Origin of the sequence: Collinsella aerofaciens ATCC 25986 (assembly GCF_964259375.1) — a bacterium.
GTDB lineage: Bacteria > Actinomycetota > Coriobacteriia > Coriobacteriales > Coriobacteriaceae > Collinsella > Collinsella aerofaciens_BO.
Map to the genome: position 1 here is coordinate 1 of NZ_CAXVJM010000040.1, position 1,621 is coordinate 1,621.

Genomic DNA, 1,621 nt, shown 5'->3' on the forward strand with positions numbered 1-1,621 from the left:
CCTTGATTCTCATTTTCATTGCAACAGCCTCAGGACTCAGCGCAACGCGTTGCGCTGAGTCCTGAGGCGCGAATCCGGGTAGGCAACCCCAGAGGGGCCGGAATCCCCCGGCCCGCGATGGAGGGAGGCCGGCATGTCCAGACCCAAGCCGTCCGGAAGGTCGTACGGGAGGCTCACGAGGCACGAGAGGAACACGGTCGAGAGGATGCTCGACCGCAACCGCAGCGCCCGCGAGATCGCCGCGGAGCTCGGCAGGTCGCCCTCGACCGTGACCAGGGAGGTGGCGGCGCACCGCTACGTCACCGCGCCGCGCTCGCGCTACGGCGAGCCCGCGCCCGCGGACCTGTCGGGGGCCTGCCCCAGGCTCTCCGCGTGGCCGAGGTGCTGCAACGGCTGCTCGCACAGGAGGGGCTACGGCTGCTCGAGGAGGCCCAGGGTGTTCTACAGCGCCAGGAGGGCGCAGGAGGCGGCCGACGCCGAGCTCTCGGCGAGCAGGTCCGGGATCGACGAGACCGAGGAGGGCGCCGCCGCCAAGCTCGCGGCCATCAGGGACGGGCTCGCGCGCGGGCTCTCCCCGCAGCAGATAGCGGCGACGACCCCCGGGCTCAGCGCCTCCACCGTCTACAGGTGGGTGAACGCCGGCTACGACGGCATGACGAACATGGAGCTCAGGCGCAAGGTCGGCTACAGGCCGAGGTCGCGCCGGGCCCCGAAGAGGGCGACGTCCCACTCGGCGCGCAGGTCTCACGCGTCGTTCCTCGCGCTCGGCGAGGACGCCTGCGCCGCGGCCTGGGAGATGGACACCGTCGAGGGCTCCAGGGGCGACTCCGCCAGGCTCCTCACGCTCCTGCACCGCCCGAGCCGCTTCCAGCTGGCCCTGCCGCTGCCGGACGGCACGTGCGCCTCGGTCCTGGCGGCGCTCTCCTCCCTGCGCAGGGTCCTCGGCGAGGACGGCGCGAGGCGCGCCTTCGGCGCCGTGCTCACCGACAACGGGAGCGAGTTCGCCGACGAGGGAGCCATCGCGGCGCTGCTCGGCGAGCGGGACGGCGAGACCAGGCTCTTCTACTGCGACCCCCGGCAGAGCCAGCAGAAGGGCGCGTGCGAGAAGAACCACGTGGAGATCAGGAAGCTGCTGCCCAAGGGCGCCGGGGCCAGGTTCGACCGGCTGACGGCGGCGGACTGCGCGCTGCTCATGTCGCAGGTGAACTCCGAACCGAGGGGGGCGCTCGGGTTCCTGACGCCGGCGCGCGTGCTGCGGATGGCCCTCGGGGAGGACGCCTCCGCCCTCATGGACGCGTTCGGGATAGAGGAGCTGGCGCCCGGCGAGCTCGACCTCACGCCCGGCTGCATCGAAAGGGCCAGGGCCGCGAGGGGCGAGGGGCCGCTGGCGGGATAGGCGGCGGGCCGGGACATGGGCCGGAGGGCCCGTTGCGCTGAGTCCGGAACGGCTGCGCGGCGGGCTGGCGGAGCATGCGGCGGCGGCATGGGGGCACCGGACTCCACAGCCTCTCCACCTGCGGAAACGAAGTGATGGCCAGGTGCCGGGAGCTATTTCCGCGTTGCGATAGCTGCGGAAACGCGGGGTCCGTTCAGGCTGTTGCGTTGAGATTGAAAATCAACC

General features: G+C 72.0%; 1 protein-coding gene. It reads left to right on the top strand.

The genetic code is table 11. The annotated features are described in order from the left end of the window. Window positions 1–133: 133 nt before the first annotated feature. Window positions 134–1,396, top strand: coding sequence for an IS30 family transposase (locus tag ACEXKH_RS09620; protein ID WP_373573943.1), 1,263 nt, complete (start codon window positions 134–136; stop codon window positions 1,394–1,396). Window positions 1,397–1,621 lie beyond the last annotated feature (225 nt).

Excerpts from the sequence above, each read along its gene's own strand:
- ACEXKH_RS09620 (WP_373573943.1), top strand. The coding sequence starts at position 134 with ATGTCCAGACCCAAGCCGTCCGGAAGGTCGTACGGGAGGCTCACGAGG.